Raw genomic sequence first — 18158 nt, forward strand, 5'->3', positions numbered from 1 at the left:
GAGAACGTCCGCGACTGGATCCACACCGAGGACCACTCCTCGGCCGTCTGGGACATCCTCACCAAGGGCCGCATGGGGGAGACCTACCTCATCGGCGCAAATGGCGAGAAGAACAACATCACCGTCCTGCGCATGATCCTCGAGGCCATGGGCCGCGACCCCGAGGACTTCGACTGGGTCGCCGACCGCCCCGGCCACGACCGCCGCTACGCCATCGACAGCACGAAGCTCCAGCGCGAGCTGGGCTGGAGGCCGGCGCACACCGACTTCGCCGGGGGCCTCAAGGCCACCATCGACTGGTACGTGGCCAACGAGTCCTGGTGGCGCCCGGCCAAGGAGGCCACCGAGGCCCGCTACAGGGCGCAGGGCCAGTAGGAGGGGAGAGATAAATGGCAGACATCGCATTCGAGAAGGACCTCTCCGCAACCGAGACCGGCATAGAGGGCCTCAAGGTCGTCGACCTGGCCGTCCACGGCGACTCGCGCGGCTGGTTCAAGGAGAACTGGCAGCGCGCCAAGATGACCGCCCTGGGCATCCCGGACCTCAGGGTCGTCCAGAACAACGTCTCCTACAACGACAGCCGCGGCGTCACCCGCGGCATCCACGCCGAGCCCTGGGACAAGTTCATCTCCATGGCCCGCGGCAGCGTATTCGGCGCCTGGGTGGACCTGCGCGAGGGCAGCGCCACCTACGGCAGGGTGTTCACCTGCACCCTGGACCCGTCCAAGGCCATCTACGTCCCGCGCGGCGTGGGCAACTCCTTCCAGGCGCTCGAGGACGGCACCGCCTACACCTACCTGGTGGACGCCCACTGGTCGCCGGAGCTCAAGAGGACCTACACCTTCGTGAACCTCGCCGACCCCGAGCTCGCCATCGAGTGGCCGATCCCGCTCGACGAGGCCACCGTATCCGAGGCGGACAAAAACCACCCGATGCTGAAGGACGTCGTCCCCATGGCGCCCAGGAGGACGCTCGTCACCGGCTGCAACGGCCAGCTGGGCCATGCGGTCCGCGCGCTGGCGGAGGAGCGCGGCGTCGCCAAGGACTTCGACTTCTGCGACATCGACACCTTCGATATGTCAGACCCGGACGCCTACTCCAAATACGACTGGTCGCTCTACGGCACCGTGATCAACTGCGGCGCCTACACGGCGGTCGACAGGGCCGAGACCCCTGAGGGCCGCGCGACCGCCTGGAAGGCCAATGCGACCGGCCCGGCGCTGCTCGCCCGCACCTGCGCCGGGCACGGGATCACCCTCGTCCACGTGTCCTCCGACTACGTCTTCGACGGCACCGCCGAGGTGCACGACGAGGACGAGCCCTTCTCTCCGCTGTCCGTCTACGGCCAGACCAAGGCCGCCGGCGACATCGCCGTGGCCGGGTGCCCGCGCCACTACGTCATGCGCAGCTCCTGGGTCATCGGCGAGGGGCACAACTTCGTCAAGACCATGAAGGGGCTGTCCGACCGCGTCGCCGACCCGGAGGATAAGCTCACGCAGGTCACGGTCGTTGACGACCAGCTGGGCCGCCTGACCTTCACGCGCGACATGGCGGCTGCCATCTTCCACGTGCTGGGGACGCACGCCCCCTACGGCACCTACGACTGCACCGGATCCGGCGCGGTGAAGTCCTGGGCGGACATCGCCCGCGCCGTCTTCGAGGCCGCCAACGGCAACGGGGACAGGGTCGTGCCGGTATCGACCGCCGACTACTACGCGAATGCCGCCGGCCCCGTCGCCCCGCGCCCGGTCCACTCCGCGCTCGACCTTTCCAGGCTCGAGTCGGTCGGCTTCCACATGCCCGACTGGGAGGATGAGCTGGAAGAATACCTGTTTGGCTCTTCTGAAAAAGCAAATATGGAGCAGCTGTGAAAGTACTGATGCAGACCCGCCAAAACGTTTTTGATCTAGCGGGCGGTGACACGACACAACTTGTAAAGACGAAGGAGGCCCTTGAATCAAAGGGTATTGATGTCGACCTGTCCTTGGACTTGCGACCCGATGTTTCTGGATACGATGTGGTCCACTTGTTCAACCTCACGCGGGTCCAGGAAACTTTCATCCAGTCGAAAAACGCCAAGGAGGCCGGAAAGCCTGTCGTGCTCTCCACGATTTACTGGCCGACTGACAGCTTCGAAAAGAGCGCAGCAAACGGCCTGAGAGGTTTTTTGGGAAAACATCTTAGCGTCGATGGAATGGAGCGCCTCAAGGCCTTCGGAAAGTACGTCTTGCGCGGGGAGCGCAGCGAGGGTGCACGCTACCTTATGACACATAGCTTCCAAAAGATGCAGCTCGAGATATTGGACAACTGCGATGTGTTCCTGCCGAATGCAAAGACCGAGATGGACCAGATAGCGGCTCATCTCGGCTTTCGCACCGACAACTATGTGGTCGTCCCCAACGCCGTCGACGTCGCGAGCATTAAGGCCGCGAAAGAGGTTGAATCAACAGGATACGAGCGATTCAGTGGATGGATTGTTTGCATCGGCCGCATCGACATTCGCAAGAACCAGCTCAACCTAATCAAGGCGGTGGAGGGGTCGGATTACAAGGTCGTCTTTGTGGGAAAGAAGTCTCCCGGGCATATCGAGTATGCGAACAAGGTTGTGTCGGAGATAGAAGCCAATCCGAACATGGAATGGATCGAGCAAATTCCCAACGAAGACATTTACAAGCTGTGCCGCGAGTGCCGTGTGAGCGTGTTGCCTAGTTGGTTCGAGACGCCGGGCCTCGTGAGTCTGGAGGCAGCCGCTATGGGGTGCAATATCGTGGTATCTCCCAAAGGAACGACGCGAGATTATTTCGGTGACAGCGCGTTTTATTGCGATGTCAGCAGCCCTTCCTCCATCAGGGCTGCGCTGGATGAGGCTTACGGCGTCAATTACGACGAGGTTTTCGGCCGAAAGGTAATTACGGAATACACGTGGGAGAAGGCTGCTGAGAAAACTCTCGACGGCTATCAACTTGCTTTGAAAGGCTGATATGAAAAAAGTTATGCTCGTTTTCGGCACTCGCCCGGAGGCAATCAAGATGTGCCCGCTCGTCAACGAGCTGAAGGCGCGCACGGATGAGTTCGAGACTGTCGTCACCGTGACCGGGCAGCACCGCGAGATGCTCGACCAGGTGCTGCGCGTCTTCGGCGTGACGCCCGACCACGACCTTGCGATCATGAAGCCGGGACAGACTCTGTTCGACGTTACGTGCGACGTGCTGCTCAAGCTCAAGGCGGTCCTCGAGGACGAGAAGCCCGATGTCGTGCTCGTACACGGCGATACCACGACCAGCTTCGCCGCTGCGCTCGCGTGCTTCTACCTGCAGATCCCTGTGGGCCACGTTGAGGCGGGCCTGCGCACGCACGACATCTTCAGCCCCTGGCCGGAGGAGTTCAACCGTCAGGCGGTCGACATCGTGAGCGAGTACTATTTCGCCCCCACTGAGGCCAGCAAGAAGAACCTTCTGGACGAGGGCAAGCCGGAGTCGAAGATCTGGGTCACCGGCAACACGGGAATCGACGCCCTGCGCACCACTGTGCGCGATGGCTATACCCACCCCGAGCTCGAGTGGGCGGAGGGCTCCCGCCTCATCCTCATCACGGCGCACCGTCGCGAGAACCTGGGCGAGCCCATGCACCGCATGTTTCGCGCCATCCGCCGCGTGATGGAGGAGCACCCCGACACCAAGGCGATCTACCCCATCCACATGAACCCGCTCGTCCGCAAGGCGGCGCACGAGGAGCTTGACGGCTTCGACCGCCTGCATATCATCGACCCGCTCGAGGTTCTCGACTTCCACAACTTCATGGCCGTCAGCCACATCATCCTCACCGACTCGGGCGGCATCCAGGAGGAGGCCCCGAGCCTGGGCAAGCCCGTGCTCGTCATGCGCGACACCACCGAGCGTCCCGAGGGCGTGGCAGCAGGCACGCTGAAGCTCGTCGGCACCGAGGAGGAGGCCATCTACCGCGAGTTCAGTAGGCTTCTTTGCGACGACGAGGAGTACGTCGCCATGTCCCGCGCCTCCAATCCCTACGGCGACGGACATGCGAGCGAGCGGATCGCGGAAGCTTTGGGTCGTTCTTCTCTCGAGGCTGGAATACGTGATGGTGAATGTCGATGAATCTTTTTAATTGCGGACAAATCAACGAGAAGCTTAAAGGTTTGTTTTGGAAACTCCCGTTGAGCGCTGAATTTAAAGAAAACCTCAGAGTCAGGCGTTATGAGCGTATTCTCGAACGCGAAGCGGCAGCCGATGCGGGCTCCTTGCGTATTGTGGCTGATAATGACCTCTTGAGCTCTTACGCCGAGTATGTCCTAGAAAGTTATGATGCGCGTGCCGAGGGCTACGTCGGCTATCGAAGGCATGATGAGGCTAAGTCGGACGTGCTGTTGGTGGCATATTATTTGACGCAATTCCACCCCAATGCTCAAAATGACTCCTGGTGGGGACGAGGAACCACTGAGTGGAACAATGTTTGCAAGGCCGTCCCTCAGTTCACGGGGCATTATCAGCCAAGGAAGCCCGGCGAGCTCGGCTATTACGATTTGCGCTTGAAATGCAATATGCAAAGGCAGATTGAGCTTGCGAAGAATTATGGCGTAGGAGCTTTCTGTTTTTACTACTACTGGTTCGATGGTGGTCAGAGACTTCTCGAAGGACCTTTAGATATGTTTCTGGATGACTCAAACCTTGACATGCCTTTCTTTTATTGCTGGGCGAATGAAAACTGGACAAAGCGATTCAGCGGTACGAGCAACGATGTCTTGATGGAGATCACCCAGAGTTCCGAGAACTACACCGCCTTCATGAGGGATGTTGTCCATGATTTCAGCGATGAGCGATATCTCCGAATAGACGGCAAGCCCGTCCTATCCGTGTATCGCCCATCGCTTATTCGAGATCCAGAGCATGTGATTTCTGAGTGGCGCCGCATTTGTAAGGACGAATGCGGCTCAGAACCCTATCTTATTGCCGTGCAAGAGCGTGATACCAACATTGATTGGTCGGCAGTTGGCTTTGATGCCGAGAGCGAGTTCCAACCCAAGCAGGTGCAGCACAACTGTCGCAACATAACCAAACAGGTGCGTCCGTTGCGCGAAGATTTCGGCGGCACCGTCTACGACTATGCGGATTTGGTCGAGAATAAGCGATATGCGACTTGGAGCCGCGATAAGAAGGTCTATCCCGCCGTAATGCCCATGTGGGACAACACGGCCCGAAGGAATCACAGAGGAACGATTTTTCACGGGAGCACGCCTGAGCTATATAGACGATGGCTTGCGGACACGATTGACGAGGTGCGCCGTAGGCGCGACTTAGACAAGAAGGTGGTCTTTCTAAACGCTTGGAACGAGTGGGGAGAAGGTGCCTACCTGGAACCTGATTCACTGTGGGGGTATGCATATCTTGATGCGACATTGCGGGCCATCATGCAGGATGGGCCGAACGAATGAAAAAGAAGAAACTGTTCATTGCCATAACGCTTTCGAACTATCTTATTGACCGTACGGGTACGCCGAAGGTCGTTATGAGTCATCAGGTTGCTGCCAATGACGCTGGCATCAAGTATGTTGCCTTATTTCCCATTGGCGGTTCTTCTAAATTTGCAAAGAGGCTTTTCAGCAACTCATTCGGTGTGATATGCGATGGTAAGTTCGCAGGAGTTTTCAGCCTTGAAGCTTTCTTGGCTAGGGTAAGACGTTTGCTCGATGGCGAGTATGAACTGGGATGCATTTACATCCATCACTTCATGGGATGGAACCTTGAATCGATTGCTGGCATAGTATCTTCGTATCCTAAGGTCCAGCTGGTCGTATATGCGCATGACTACTACCTGTGCTGCACAAACTATAATTTGATACAGGATAGTACACAATTATGCGGATCTGCTAAATTGGGAGACGCACAATGCGTGGGATGTGCCTATTACGCTGACAGCATTATTCGTGAAGATTGCATCTGGAGGCTTCTGCACAACGAGCTTCATCGCATAGTATTCGCTTGCCCTTCAAGCGTTGTCGAAAGAATGGTGCAATCTTTCCATCCGGAAGCAAAGGGGCATTGCACGGTAATTCCACATCAAAGATACGTCGGGATTTATCTTGACAACAAGGAGATGCTTCCTCCCAATCATGCAATCAAAGTTGCATATCTTGGGAAACAACAGTCTATAAAAGGCTGGGACTGTTGGTGTCGCCTTGTCGACGCGTTTCGTGGCCAGGGAAAATATGAATTCGTTGTGTTCAACAACGAGACGAAGCCTTTACCTAGCGGAATGAGACGGGTCTTCGTCGAATTTTCACCAGGAAAACCCAATGCTATGATTGACGAGCTGCGACGCGAGAATGTGGACGTTGCTTTACTTTGGTCTCAATGCCTAGAGACGTATTCGTACACCTGCATGGAGGCATATGCATCAAATGCTTTTATCATCACTTGTCCATCAAGCGGTAACATAGCTGAGTTTGTGAGTATGACGCATTGCGGCCAGGTTCTTTCTTCGGAGCAGGAGCTGTGCCAGCTGCTCGACGAGCCTGATAAGTTGCTGGAGTTGTTGAACGGGTTCCGCGCTAATCACGATGGGGGCGCGATGGCCCTCGCGACCAATGACGCATTCATTGCTTTGGCGAAACCGAGCATGCCGACTGCGCAAAATGCCGTCGAAAATGAGAGGCAATGCCGAACCTACAGATTCCGGCTAGACAATTGCATCTCTTTGCCGCTGCGTATTTTCTATTCATGTCGGGAGCGAAAAAAAATCGAGGCTGCAAATTCACGGAAACGAAAACAAGAGTTCGCCATATGAGTATTCTTGAGAAAAAAACAGGGTCGGGGATAGATGCACTGATAATCAGTCTGATTATGGCTAAGGTTTTTCTGCTTGAATACCTTGGTATGGCCGGAATCGTAAATAACGTTATCTTTCTTCTCATTGGAGTTCGCCTTATCTTCAGTGGCTGGAAGATTCCGAAGAAGCTGCTTTTCCTCGTCTGCCTAATTACGATGCTCCTTGTTTTGAGTTACTCTGCTGGGAGCATAGTTCCCGGTAAGACCTCATACAACCTTAAAGCCATACAGACCTTCTTTTTCTATGCGCTCTTCATCGTGATGCTGAAGACCAACGGGTCAGATTTGCTGGATTTCGGGAAGCAGCGATGGATTGTTTTCTTTAACGCTGTCTATGCCGTCAACTGTATGGTTATCCTAATTCAGGTCTATTACCCATATTCTCTTATGGCGGCCGCCCCCATGACGGGCCAAATTCCCTTCTATGAAGACCTGATTTCAGGTCTTTTCATGTATGCTTCGACCCATGCCGTTGCGTTGTTCTCGTGCTTCGTTTTGCTCATTGATTTGAACAGCATACGGGATGGAAGCGGGGAGTTGCGAATCCCCGTCGTTTGTTGCGCGGCGGCGGTTCTTGCTAGCTCACTTGTTATTGCCGCCTTGAACGACAACAAGGCTTTGTTCGCCTTGATGCCCATCGTTCTTCTGCTTTTCTATGCCGAAGGTTTGTCATCGATCAATTTCATGAGAATCGCCAAGGGCCTGATGTTTCTTGCTGTCCTGCTGGGAATTGTCTTCTTGCTGTACATATGCAATTCATCGTTCGCAAACTTTTTTGATGACAATGTCCTGTCGTTATTTGACCTTGTGGAAAGCTCTAGTTCGATAGGAACCGATGCGGTGGGCAGTGGAGAAAGAATTGCAATAATCGGTTATGCCTTAAATTTGGCGTCAAGCTGGCTTTTTGGTATCGGTTTGGGCGCAGCAACATTCCACGAGGGCGCCTTCTGCGGGTTTACTCATTTCGGCCAAGCTGATTTTGGATCGCTAGTCATCCTTCTGGGCGTTTGGTTCCTTATTGCCCTGTTTGCTTTCTATGTCTTCTGCGTGTCTTGCGGGTGTCGGGGGCGCAGACCATACGTTCTTTATCTTTCCCTTGTTGCGCTTGCGGCAACTGCGACAATCTACACTCAGTGTTTTACGAGGGCAAATAATGCCTTGCTGTTCTTGCTTATAGGGCTTGCGCTCGTCGAAAGGTGGAAGTCCATTGCTCAGAGTACGTCGGCCCTTTCTAAGGAGTGACTGGTAATATGAAGGTCGGGATTGTTACTTTTACCTTTGGTGACAATTATGGTCAGCGTCTGCAGAATTATGCTGTTCAGGAGCTGCTTCAAAGAAGGGGAGCGGATGCGAGCACGATTCGCCAAAGCGAGCCACGTTGCAGCCTAAAGCACCAGGTTAAAGTTTTTCTTGTCGATAGCTTCGCTGGTAAGAGGGGGGCCAAACGAGCGAGGCATTCAGCGTTTCTTCGATTCGATGAGGAACATATTAAATATGAGCCGAATTATTCTTTGCCGGATTTCCCGCCGAGAAAATCCGATGGTTTCGACGCTTTTGTAGCGGGAAGCGATCAGATTTGGTCCCCTTACATTCCTGATAGCAATGGTGCTATGTTTCTTTGCTTTGCCGAAAGTGTCAAGAAAGTGTCTCTCTCGGCTAGCATTTCTGCACCTGAGCTGCCCGTGGAGAAAAAAAGCACATACAGGGAAAGACTCGCTGCGTTTGATTTCATATCGGTTAGGGAGAAGAACGCCGCAAGATTGATTAAGGAATGCGCTGGGTTGGACGCGGAGGTTTTGATCGATCCAACCCTTATGCTTGACGCTGCAGAATGGGATAAACTCGCCGAAGCGCCTGCGGCTTTACTTCCTAGGCGCTATGCCCTGAAGTACTTTCTCGGTAGTGATTCTCCCAAGGTTGCGATGTTCGACGAATATTGCAAACGAGCGGGATTGAAGGTCGTAGATCTTCTGGGGGATCCTCGGTTCTTTGCCTGTGGACCTTCTGAGTTCATCTACCTCATAAGGAACTCCTCGCTTGTTGCCACTGATTCTTACCACGGAAGCATCTTTACGCTCCTATATCGTAAGCCGCTTCTGATGTTCGAACGCGCAGGTTCGCAATTCGACATGAGCGATCGGTTCGATACCTTGGCTGAGAAGCTTGGCCTAGGTAATTGGCGTGAAGCAAATTGGAATTTCCTCGAAAGCGGGGAGCCAAAATCCTTTGATGTTGAGGATAAGCTTCGAATTGAGCGCGCAAAATTCGATTCGTTCCTTAATCGATCCCTGTTCAGCAAATCGAGAAAAGAAATTGTCTATCATGGTTAGCCAACGTAAGACCGGTGCGATACTCGGCTATGCAAACATCATAGTCAAGAACCTGGTCAACCTCGTCTATACGCCCATGCTGCTGGCATTCGTGGGCCAGGCTGACTACGGCGTATACCAGACGTCCAACTCGTTCGTATTCTCGCTTACACTTCTAACTTTCGGCTTTTCCGAGGCCTACATCCGCTTTTATACGCAGGAACGGGCGAAGGGTAGCGAGGGCGACATTCGCAGGCTCAACGGCATGTATCTCATGCTTTACATTGCGGTCTGTGTCGTGGCCCTTGCGCTGGGCCTACTCTTTTCTGCTAATGTTGGGACATTTTTCTCAGATAGTTTCACGGACAACCAGGTGGGACTCGCGGGTAAGCTCATGGTGATAATGTCGTTCAACGTCGCCGTGACTCTGTTTTCAACCGTCTTTGATGCGTACATTCTTGCCCATGAACAGTTCAAGTTTCAACAGTCGAGGCAGATGTTCACATCTTTGGCGACTCCTGGCGTGGCTTTCGTGCTGCTCAATCTTGGGATGGGGGCGGTAGGCGTTGCGACGGCGCAGCTTGCAGTTGCATTGACACTGTTGGTTCTGAACGCCAGGTTCGCAGTCTTAAAGCTTGGCATGAGATTTGATGTTTTCCACTTTGACGGGTCTCTCTTCCTCTCGATTGCCGCGTTCAGCGCGTGGATATTTGGTAACCAGATTTGTGAACTGGTTAACCAGAGTGTTCCAAATATGTTACTTGGTGCTCTTACGAGTGCCGTTACCGTATCAGTGTTTGCAATTTCAATTCAAGTTCGTAGCGTCTTCGTTTCCCTATCAACAGTGATGTCGAATGTCTTTGTTCCAATGATCAATCGCATCGTGGCCACAAGCGATGACAACACTAAACTTACCCGACTCATGACGCGCGTGGGACGCTACCAGATGTTCCTATTCTGCTGGGTGTACTGTGGATTCGTCCTTCTCGGGCGCTTCTTCATTGCCAAGTGGGCGGGCGAGGGCTTTATGGACGCGTACTGGCTTATCTGCGCCATGGCGCTGCCGCTGGGAATCCCCCTGTGTCAGAACACAGGAATCGAAATTCAGCGCGCCAAGAACAAGCACAAGGCTCGCTCCGTTGTTTATCTCTGCATGGCAGGCATCAACGTTGTGTTCACTTGGGCTATGTCACCTATTCTGGGTTACTGGGCTCCGGCCATCGCCTACATTCTGAGCATTTCGTTGGGTAACGGCCTCTTTATGAACTGGTATTACCAGAAGAGGATTGGGCTCGATATGGTTTTCTACTGGCGCCGCAACCTGCCTGTGCTGCTGGTCTCCGCTTGCGTCCTCGCATCATGCCTGCTGGGATCAGCCTTTATGCCCGTCACTGGATGGGCGTTGTTCCTTTGCTGGGGTGCTGTCTACACCGTCCTGTTCATGGCTGCCATGTGGGCGTTCGTACTCGATGCCGACGAGAAGAACATGCTCGCTGCTCGCCTGCCGTTCCTTCGTTAGGAGTTCGTTGTGTCTTATGACGAGATGAAGATATCCAAGCTCGGCGATGCCTGTTGTGGCTGTGGCGCATGTGCCGCGAAGTGCCCCAAGTCGTGCATCTCCATGCAGGAGGATAAGTTTGGCTTCCTACATCCCGTTATCGATGCAGGCGCCTGCGTGGGGTGCCATGCGTGCGAATCGGTGTGTCCCGCGCTTGGCGGGGGTAAGTGCGACGAAGCTCTTGGGATCCGCTGGGCCAAGGGCAAGTCCAGTGAGCTGTTGGAGGCTTCCTCCAGCGGCGGCATCTTTGGCCTCCTGGCCGAAAGTGTGATTGCGGACGGTGGTGTCGTCTGCGGAGCCGCCTGGGCCGACGGTTGTCGCCGCGTCGAGCATGTGCTGGTCGAGGATGCTGCCTCTCTCGATTGCGTCATGCGATCCAAGTACGTCCAGAGCCGCATCGGCAGGGGGGTCTACGTTGGGATTCGCGATGCAATCCGCTCGGGTCGCCGTGTCCTCTTCGCCGGCACGGCATGTCAGATCGCGGGCCTCAAGCGCTATCTGGGAAAGATGGGGGAGAGCAGCCTGCTCCTGACCGTCGACGTCATCTGCCACGGTGTCCCGGCGCCGCGCCTCTGGTCGGAGTGGATTGACTACAAGAATTCGCTCCGCGGATCGAACGTGTGTGACGTTAATATGCGGAGTAAGACAACCGGATGGTTGTCTTACTCCGCTATGTACGAGTACATAGCGGAGAAAGACCCATCTCCTAATTGTGAATCCACCATTTTCAATCAGGACTGGTACATGAAAGCGTTTCTGGCCAATGCGTCGCTGAGGCCCTCTTGTTTCATGTGCCCTGCCAAGAGAAGTTGCGGCTCTGATATTACCCTCGGCGACTTCTGGGGTTTCCAGGGTATCCATCCTGAGGTCGACTACTCTAAGGGTGTCTCTGCGGTTATCTGTAATACCGATAAGGGTATCGCAGCTTTTCAAGGAATTGCGAACTCCATTGACTGTGGCGATGCGACCATCGAGCAGGTTCTTGCTGGCAATCCTAGCCTGGTCAAATCGGTTGCCCCGTATGCGAAGTGCGATGAGTTTATGGCAGATCTTGCTTCAAGGATGGGTATCGAGGGACTGATGGCTAAGTACGACTTCAAGTCGTCTCTTAAGCAGCGCGTCCGCGGCAAACTGGGAGCGATCAAACGCAAGGTGCTCAAGGTTGCTCGCGAGGGCATTCGCTAGCGGCATGCGACGGGCAGCTGCAAGCGGTGCGAGAGCCCGCCGTTGCGTGCGAGGTTTGTATATGTCGTTCCACGTGGATCTACTCGGCAGCCGGCGCGTTGTTCGTGACGCTAGTCGCAATTTTTTTGAACTGACAGGGTGGCGTGGTGGCTATAAGAAAGGTAAATGATGAATCGACGCTCGTCCGGAGATCGCTCTATAGATTATTTAAATTCGGTAAGTTTTACCTTATTTCTGATAAATCTGCCTAGATGAATAACTGAATTCTGGTGACAATTCTGATTGAACAAGTTGATTAGCAGTATTATTAATAAAGTGAACGGCTTTCGGCAAAGCCATCAGTTTATTATTGAATTTAGCATTGCCTTCATCTGGAATCTTGTCGGAATTCTACTTCCCACTATTGCCTGCGGTATATTACTTGCAATTTCCGGATTACAGTCTTTCTACGAGTATTTTATGAACGATCTGAGTAAAGCGGCCTTTAGTTTTTCTTCTGCGTCACTTCTCTGTGTTGAGTTGATTCATGGCAATTGTTCAAAAATTCATTCAGGTATTAAATGGGGCGTTGGAATTATACTCCTCATGCTTTCGCTTTTGTTGTCTTGTGGTCTGGCGGTCAATCAGATGCTGTTCGAGTCGCACTTCTTTGATGTACAGACAAGCTTGTCTCCTTATATTAATTCATCGGTTGCATTAGCCGTTTCAGCTTATTTAGCAGCCATGTCTTTCACTAGCAGTAACGCGGGCTCTGGGCCTGATGAATATAGGGAAAATGAAACAAGCGATGATGGGTACATAATTACTGCTGATGATTTGGAAATGATAATACGAGATGCATTGAGTCTCGGCCGTAGCGAGAATGGCGATGAAGAGTGAGCGCCCTAGAGTTCTTAATTTCATTACTGTCGAGCCTGTGTGCGCTGTTGTCAGTGTTTGCGGCCTATAAGGTTATGCATCCGGCGCCTAAACTCTGGTCAAATGGAAAGGCTCTTCCACATTCAAAAGACTGCTATCTTTCCAGCGAGGATTGTGATATCTCTTCCGATTCAGATGTCGTTAAAACGGTTGGTATTATCCGTGATTCTGTTTCGTTGCTGAACAAGGGTCTTACCAACTCTAGTGAATCCGTCAAGTGGTATTTGCCATTATTAGACAACGAGTTCAAAACCGCTCTAATCAGTACGCTTTCCAAGTGCTTAAACATGCCTGGAAACGAACTATCGAAGCGGATTATCGAAACACTTTATGCAAGCACCTCTGTTTTTTTACGCGCAGCAAAACAGCTCGATCTAACAAATGACGTACAGATCACCATCGCTGAATACGCCAAAATCTGCTCCATTGCTAAATGCAGAATCGAACTTTGCGAGGCATGCGAAAAATCCGGTACTACAGTAAGCAATGTAAACACATATAAAGACGATAGCGATTTAGCTAATAAGCAAATCAGCAACAAGAGTATTTTAGTGGAGTAAATATGAATGAAAATGCGATTCAGGACACAGCATTAAGGAACCTGCTGACACATAATTTGGAATCTGACGATATGAAGAAGTTTATCGACTCTTTGAATGTTTCCAAAGACGATGACTCCGCTATACAAGAGCTAAAAAAATCCTATGAGGCGTATATTTCTAACGAATCGCTATCGGCAGGGGATGTTGTTTCTTGGAAGGCTGGTATGCGAAATCGTACGCTGCCAAACTACAAACAGCCTGCCATTGTGATTGAAAAGTTGCAGTACCCGATTTTTGATGAATCGCAAAACGCTGGAAGCCAGTACTTCCATGAGCCCCTTGATTTAAGAGTGGGCTTTTTAGATGACAATAATCAGTTCGTTATCTATTTTTATGATTCTCGTCGATTTGAAAAATACCGCGGCTCTCTTTCTGAACTCGAGCGTTATCTAGCATTGCTGAAAAACAAGGAAACGCATGAGGAACAGAAGAAGACTGACGACTAAGCAGCGTATAAACTTCTATGAATTATTATTTTGCGGCTGATTGAGGCGTTGCTATCACCAAAGAGGGGATTTCGACTATTCCAAACAAACTAAGACACTAGAATATAGATGAAGCGGCCGCAAAGCCGCGCGGGCGATATGTCGGCTGCTTAATCTAAGCTAGGTCGAATTAGCTCTGCAAGAATGATTAAGCCAAGCGCCTTTCCCGAAGTAGAACGGCAAGTTTTGCTTAGATTGGAAGACTAAGCACTGGGCCTAAAGCCGGACGTCAGAGATACCACCTCCAGCAAACAAATTGCAGAGCAAGGGCTGCGGATAGTGAGGGAGCTGGGAATAGAGATCCCAGCTCCCTCACGTTCTAGCCCAAGTTTCAAATCAAAGAACCATGACTGCTAAAGATGGACCCAGTGGGTGCATGAGAAGGCGTGGCACGCGCCGCGGAACTGGATCGTTTTGCTATCGACAATCTCGTTCTCATTAATGCGGCGCATGTCATATCATCAAGCTTGCCGCGGAGGTTTGGGGCAGCCTGTAGACGAGTCGTTTGGTTAGCCAGAGAAAGCGGAGGAGCTTGCAGCTTTGATGAGCAGAGAAATCGAAATCAGGGACAGAATCGCCAAGCTCGATCCTGCCGCCTTTCAGAACCTTGCCCAAGAATTGCTTACACAATATTTTAGGTATGATAAGCCCGTGCACAGGGGGTCCGCTGCTCGCTCGGCGGCAACCGCCCCGGGGACGCCGGACACAATCTGGCTTTTGCCCCACAACAAATTCGCCTATCTCGAATGCGGCCATTATCCAGATAAGGCTGATGCAAAGAAGAAAATCGAAATGGATATCGAGAAGTGCCTTGAGACCGAAAGAAAGGGGCTCGATTCTGGACAACTTGTTAAAATAGCAATCGCATTTTCATGTCGAAGGCTAGATAGTTCTGACCTCAGCTATCTAAGAGGCATTGACGAACGCGTCGAACTTGTTGGCACGGACGTAATGGCGAGTTTGTTAGCTCGACGGTACCCAAATCTTGCAAGAGAGCATCTAGACATCGAGGTGGGTACTGGACAAATTATGACCCCGGATGAATTCGAATCCGTAGTTGAAAAGAATAGCTTTGCATCAACCCTGAAGGTCGACTTGCTTGGCAGGGAAAAAGAGACCAACGAGCTTCTTGCTGCGCTCGAAGAGAATCAGTTCGTCTTGGTGTATGGGCGCCCTGGATGTGGGAAGACCAAGCTTTGTATAGAGACCCTGCGCCAATTCGCGAATAGCAGCGGCGCGTATCCTCTTGTTATTCAATCGAAAAAGCTGCCAATCTGGAAGGATTTGTCGTACGATGTCCCCAAAGAGGACCCTACGATAATTCTGCTCGACGACGCCAACGAACTTTCCGGCCTTGAATGGTTTGCGGACTTCGTGTCCAACAGGGGTAATATCAAGGTCCTTATGACGGTAAGAAATTACGCGTTCGGGCTCGTGAAGAGCTCCGTTTCACAGTACTGCGAGCCTTACCTCTATGCGGTCAACCCGCTTGACGAGGAGACGGCCTTACAAGTGGTCGAGAACGGATTTGGTATCGCGAAAGGGACAGCCTCTGCGGATATAATTCGCTTGTCGAGGGGCAACATGCGTTTGGCCTTCGCGGCGGCCAAGGTTGCTAAGGAACGCGGGGTCGAAGTATTCTCCACGATGCCGAGTCTTATAGAAGCTTGCTACGGAGAGAAGGCTTCTAGTCTGGGCGGCGACTCCAAAAAAGCGGCGACGATCGTCTCGGTTTTGGATGCTCACAGGATAGGGGGAAATAAAGACCTGGATAGCCTGCTTTCCAAGGTAGGGATTTCTCATGACAGATACGTCGATGCTTGCGCCGCTCTGTGCCACGACGAACTGGTGGATGCATGTCAGAATATGGTGGCGGTAGCGCCGGGCGAACAGGTTTTGAGGGATTATTTGCTCTACCAGGCTTTCATCGCCGAGAAAAGATTGTCTCTTTCCGACGTGGATGAGCTGGAGTGTGGCAATGCTCGATGCCCCGATATTGTCGCCATCCTTGTAAACAATTTCTACAGCGAAGAGCTTTTTTCCTCCTTGAAATTGCAGCTGAACGACATTTGGGCGTTGGCAAATGGTGAGAAACGATGGAAAATGGTGTTCGATTACAATATCCTCCTCGGTGAGAAGGGCCTTGAACATATTCTCGGGGCAATCGAAGACACCGAACCCGGAAACTACGATTACCTTGCCTGTAAATTCGACAAGGCTTCTGGATTCTATTCGCAGAAATCTCGTATCCTCACATCGCTCGCGCCCTTTCTGCATGCCCCTCAATTCAGCGAGCCAGAAGAGCTGTTCTTTATGGCATTGGAGAAGAACTTTTGCCTCCACGGGAGGCAAAGGAGACACTCACAACGAGCATGTCTTTCAACGAGAACTCGTATTCGGACGGGTTTCGATACGAGAACGAGGTCCTTGAACGCCTTTCGTGCGGGTTTCGCAAAACAAAGGAGGATAGGTACGGGGTTTTGCTTGCCTATTATGTCGAGGCTTTACTGGCGACAGTGTACGAGGGCCGGACGAGGATGGAAGGAAACAAGGTCACGTTCATCCATGGCAACCACCTCTACTCCCAGGCGATGATCGAGTTGCGGAAGCGAGCGATTGCCTGCCTCAAGGAGCTCAGAGACTGTCATGAGCTGAGCCGTCTCTGCGATTCGGTTATTACCGGGCTTCGGGGTATCGGCGGCGAGGACGGTGCCGGTCGGTTGTGGAAGGAGACCTTGGAGGAGGCGTATAAAGGATATGTTTCCCGAATCGAGTCGATTGAGATTTGCAGCTTACCTGGGTTTGTTCAACTGGAGAAAGAGCTCATTTCCCAAGGCATCATCGCCGAAGAGGGGCTCCCGTTCCTCAATGTATCGCCCAAGATGCGGATTGCAGCCCAAATCTTATTAGACGACTCCCGCGGACACGATGTCTCTGTCTCGGAGGAATTGATCGATCTTATTCAAACGGCTGGCTCGGCAGAGCTATTGAAGGCGATCTCGATTGTGTGTTCTGCCGGCCGGCAAAGCTCAACTGGGATTCCATTCCCAATCCTGAGTGACGTCATGATTCTTGGTGCGGAGACTTTGACCGAATGCGCAGAGCCGATCATCCTCTCTGATGTTCCCTTGTATACAGTCCCGGACGATTTGCTCATTCGCTGGATTGACTTGCTCGGCATCGATCGGGTTCGCGGTCTTGCCTTGAAGCGACAGGAGAATGAGATTCCTGAATGGCTTAGTCGAATTGACGTAGTGCGGTTAAAGGAGTTCGGAGTCAGTCCTGATCTGGTAAGGGATATCGAGGGAGGAGCCGACGAGTATGGCGAAACTGTTTCGTATAAAGCCGCGATGGAAATCGACTCTGCTACGCCAGGCTTTTTCGCTAGGTACGCGGTCGGCGTCCTACAGAAGCTTGAAAGGGGCTCGCATGCCTTTTATAGGCTTCTTCCTAGGGACATCAACAATGCCGAACAAAGGGCATTTATCTCCAAGCCGGAAATGCTGCGTCTTGCCGAAGATATCTTACTTAATCTCGTAAACGCTACGAATCCCTATTGGAATGAGGATGTTCTTCGTCTTATCGTTGCCAACGATGGTCAATTTCCTGAGAGGGCAATGCCCGTGCTCATGGAGTTCAATGCGACTTATGCAATGGAGCATTTGGGCGAAGCAGTATGGAGGGAGGAGAACAGCGAGGCCGCAACAGATAGCGCATTGAAGGGTATAGAGGGGGTTGAGACAAATCTGCGGAGCATGTCGAAGCCTTTCGCTTTAAAGTATTTTCTTGATTACGCTATTGAGCATTGCGGCGATGCAGTCGTGACTTGGCTGGCGTCACGATCGATGTGTAATGGGAAGCTTGTCGATCATCTACCAGATGTTGCAATGGAGTTGCCCAAGAATCTGAGGGTCAAGTACATAGTCTTACTGTGCCAAGAGGGCCTTAGCTCGAAAGAGCTTAAAAAGGTCCCAGTAATCATGTCTTCTTTCGGCGCTTCGTGGAGTGGAAGCGAAATCCCACTACTTCAAGGGAAGATTAACTTCATTGAAGAGGTGATCGAGAATTTGCCAGGAGTTGCCTTTATACGGCACCGCATGGTTTTGGAAGACGCTATAGCCTCGGTGAAGCGATGGATGGAAGACGCAGAGGTCCGCGAATTCCTTCGCCCATTTTAGCTGGTGTTAGCGTCGGATTATTTTAGCCAAATATAGTCGGCCGAGATTGACCAATCCCGGCCGACCCATTTTAGCCAACAC

Annotated in this window: 15 protein-coding genes; all 15 read left to right on the forward strand. The window is 52.4% G+C overall.

The genetic code is table 11. The features are described 5' to 3' along the window. Positions 1-375, forward strand: a 375-nt coding sequence (locus I2D57_RS08590; RefSeq protein ID WP_195362170.1) for a GDP-mannose 4,6-dehydratase, incomplete at its 5' end; no start/stop codon positions are given. 14 nt (positions 376-389) lie between these two features. Further along, a complete protein-coding gene (locus I2D57_RS08595) occupies positions 390-1871 on the forward strand; it encodes a sugar nucleotide-binding protein (RefSeq protein ID WP_195362171.1) in 1482 nt (493 codons plus the stop codon). After that, entirely contained in the window at positions 1868-2980 is a 1113-nt protein-coding gene (locus I2D57_RS08600) for a glycosyltransferase (protein WP_195362172.1), read from the forward strand. The genes I2D57_RS08595 and I2D57_RS08600 overlap by 4 nt, the downstream gene beginning before the upstream one ends. A gap of 1 nt (position 2981) precedes the next feature. Next, positions 2982-4115 (forward strand): non-hydrolyzing UDP-N-acetylglucosamine 2-epimerase, encoded by a 1134-nt coding sequence (wecB, locus tag I2D57_RS08605; RefSeq protein ID WP_195362173.1) that lies wholly within the window; start codon positions 2982-2984, stop codon positions 4113-4115. Then, positions 4112-5449 (forward strand): glycosyltransferase WbsX family protein, encoded by a 1338-nt coding sequence (locus I2D57_RS08610; protein ID WP_195362174.1) that lies wholly within the window; start codon positions 4112-4114, stop codon positions 5447-5449. The genes wecB and I2D57_RS08610 overlap by 4 nt, the downstream gene beginning before the upstream one ends. After that, positions 5446-6801, forward strand: a complete 1356-nt coding sequence (locus I2D57_RS08615; RefSeq protein ID WP_195362175.1) for a glycosyltransferase family protein — start codon at positions 5446-5448, stop codon at positions 6799-6801. Before I2D57_RS08610 ends, I2D57_RS08615 begins: the two co-directional genes overlap by 4 nt. Continuing rightward, positions 6798-8084 carry a hypothetical protein gene (locus I2D57_RS08620; RefSeq protein ID WP_195362176.1) on the forward strand — a complete coding sequence of 429 codons (1287 nt, stop codon included), beginning with the start codon at positions 6798-6800 and terminating at the stop codon, positions 8082-8084. The genes I2D57_RS08615 and I2D57_RS08620 overlap by 4 nt, the downstream gene beginning before the upstream one ends. A gap of 8 nt (positions 8085-8092) precedes the next feature. Then, positions 8093-9172 carry a polysaccharide pyruvyl transferase family protein gene (locus I2D57_RS08625; RefSeq protein ID WP_195362177.1) on the forward strand — a complete coding sequence of 360 codons (1080 nt, stop codon included), beginning with the start codon at positions 8093-8095 and terminating at the stop codon, positions 9170-9172. After that, positions 9165-10670 carry a lipopolysaccharide biosynthesis protein gene (locus tag I2D57_RS08630; protein WP_195362178.1) on the forward strand — a complete coding sequence of 502 codons (1506 nt, stop codon included), beginning with the start codon at positions 9165-9167 and terminating at the stop codon, positions 10668-10670. The genes I2D57_RS08625 and I2D57_RS08630 overlap by 8 nt, the downstream gene beginning before the upstream one ends. Positions 10671-10679: 9 nt before the next feature. Then, a complete protein-coding gene (locus I2D57_RS08635) occupies positions 10680-11894 on the forward strand; it encodes a Coenzyme F420 hydrogenase/dehydrogenase, beta subunit C-terminal domain (protein WP_195362179.1) in 1215 nt (404 codons plus the stop codon). Between the two features lie 282 nt (positions 11895-12176). Continuing rightward, positions 12177-12773: a hypothetical protein gene (locus I2D57_RS08640; RefSeq protein ID WP_195362180.1), complete on the forward strand. Its 597-nt coding sequence runs from the start codon at positions 12177-12179 to the stop codon at positions 12771-12773. Beyond that, positions 12770-13372, forward strand: coding sequence for a hypothetical protein (locus tag I2D57_RS08645; protein ID WP_195362181.1), 603 nt, complete (start codon positions 12770-12772; stop codon positions 13370-13372). The genes I2D57_RS08640 and I2D57_RS08645 overlap by 4 nt, the downstream gene beginning before the upstream one ends. A 2-nt stretch (positions 13373-13374) precedes the next feature. Beyond that, positions 13375-13860, forward strand: a complete 486-nt coding sequence (locus I2D57_RS08650; protein ID WP_195362182.1) for a hypothetical protein — start codon at positions 13375-13377, stop codon at positions 13858-13860. 582 nt (positions 13861-14442) lie between these two features. Further along, entirely contained in the window at positions 14443-16494 is a 2052-nt protein-coding gene (locus I2D57_RS08655) for an NACHT domain-containing protein (RefSeq protein WP_195362183.1), read from the forward strand. Further along, positions 16437-18077: a hypothetical protein gene (locus tag I2D57_RS08660; RefSeq protein WP_195362184.1), complete on the forward strand. Its 1641-nt coding sequence runs from the start codon at positions 16437-16439 to the stop codon at positions 18075-18077. Before I2D57_RS08655 ends, I2D57_RS08660 begins: the two co-directional genes overlap by 58 nt. Positions 18078-18158 lie beyond the last annotated feature (81 nt).

This window comes from Collinsella aerofaciens, assembly GCF_015553355.1.
Taxonomy (GTDB): domain Bacteria; phylum Actinomycetota; class Coriobacteriia; order Coriobacteriales; family Coriobacteriaceae; genus Collinsella; species Collinsella aerofaciens_V.

What these genes read in the sequence shown, in the direction of transcription:
- I2D57_RS08595 (WP_195362171.1), top strand. Translation starts at nt 390, where the DNA reads ATGGCAGACATCGCATTCGAGAAGGACCTCTCCGCAACCGAGACCGGC.
- wecB (WP_195362173.1), top strand. Translation starts at nt 2,982, where the DNA reads ATGAAAAAAGTTATGCTCGTTTTCGGCACTCGCCCGGAGGCAATCAAG.
- I2D57_RS08610 (WP_195362174.1), top strand. Translation starts at nt 4,112, where the DNA reads ATGAATCTTTTTAATTGCGGACAAATCAACGAGAAGCTTAAAGGTTTG.
- I2D57_RS08615 (WP_195362175.1), top strand. Translation starts at nt 5,446, where the DNA reads ATGAAAAAGAAGAAACTGTTCATTGCCATAACGCTTTCGAACTATCTT.
- I2D57_RS08620 (WP_195362176.1), top strand. Translation starts at nt 6,798, where the DNA reads ATGAGTATTCTTGAGAAAAAAACAGGGTCGGGGATAGATGCACTGATA.
- I2D57_RS08625 (WP_195362177.1), top strand. Translation starts at nt 8,093, where the DNA reads ATGAAGGTCGGGATTGTTACTTTTACCTTTGGTGACAATTATGGTCAG.
- I2D57_RS08630 (WP_195362178.1), top strand. Translation starts at nt 9,165, where the DNA reads ATGGTTAGCCAACGTAAGACCGGTGCGATACTCGGCTATGCAAACATC.
- I2D57_RS08650 (WP_195362182.1), top strand. Translation starts at nt 13,375, where the DNA reads ATGAATGAAAATGCGATTCAGGACACAGCATTAAGGAACCTGCTGACA.
- I2D57_RS08655 (WP_195362183.1), top strand. Translation starts at nt 14,443, where the DNA reads ATGAGCAGAGAAATCGAAATCAGGGACAGAATCGCCAAGCTCGATCCT.
- I2D57_RS08660 (WP_195362184.1), top strand. Translation starts at nt 16,437, where the DNA reads ATGGAAGGAAACAAGGTCACGTTCATCCATGGCAACCACCTCTACTCC.